The organism is Burkholderia sp. LK4, assembly GCF_001043615.1.
GTDB classification, from domain to species: domain Bacteria; phylum Pseudomonadota; class Gammaproteobacteria; order Burkholderiales; family Burkholderiaceae; genus Burkholderia; species Burkholderia cepacia.
Map to the genome: position 1 here is coordinate 1 of NZ_LDUL01000116.1, position 530 is coordinate 530.

Below are 530 nucleotides of genomic sequence, written 5' to 3' on the forward strand. Positions count from 1 at the left end.
ACCGGATAGCCTGCCCCGCCTCCAGCTCGGCATGGCCTGCCACGCGCTGTTTCAGATGCCCGCCAATATCGACCGTGTGATTGGCTGCGGTCTTGTCGCGACGATGGTTGCCGACTTCCTCCGTGCGGTCCTTGCCCGTGTGGACGGTGTGGTTTCGGCCGACGCTCAGGAAGTCGTCCTGCCCGATGTCGTGGCGTCGGTCCTGGCCGATGGTGACCTGCTCATCGTGGCCAACCGTCTCCTTGCGGTCGTTACCGATGGCGATGGTTTCGTCGTGCTCGACCTGTTCGCTGCGGTCGTTGCCCACGAAGATGGTTTCGTCGTGGTTGACGTGGATGTTCTGGTCCTTCTGCGCGTGAACGTAGATTTCTTCCTGATCCTTCTCGTCCTCGAAGCGCAGTTCGTTGAAGCCGTCTCCCTTGTGCGTCTGGCTCTTGATCGTCATCCGCGTCTTGTGTCGCGGTAGTTCGTACGGCGGCAACTGCAAGCGGTTGTACGCCCGCCCAATGATGAGAGGCTGGTCCGGATCG

1 protein-coding gene is annotated in these 530 nt (G+C 61.3%); it reads right to left on the reverse strand.

All coding sequences use genetic code 11. The annotated features are described in order from the left end of the window. Positions 1-445 (reverse strand): bacteriophage T4 gp5 trimerisation domain-containing protein (locus tag VK92_RS37620; RefSeq protein WP_048468235.1); only part of this gene is annotated, 445 nt, incomplete at its 3' end. Positions 446-530: the final 85 nt, after the last annotated feature.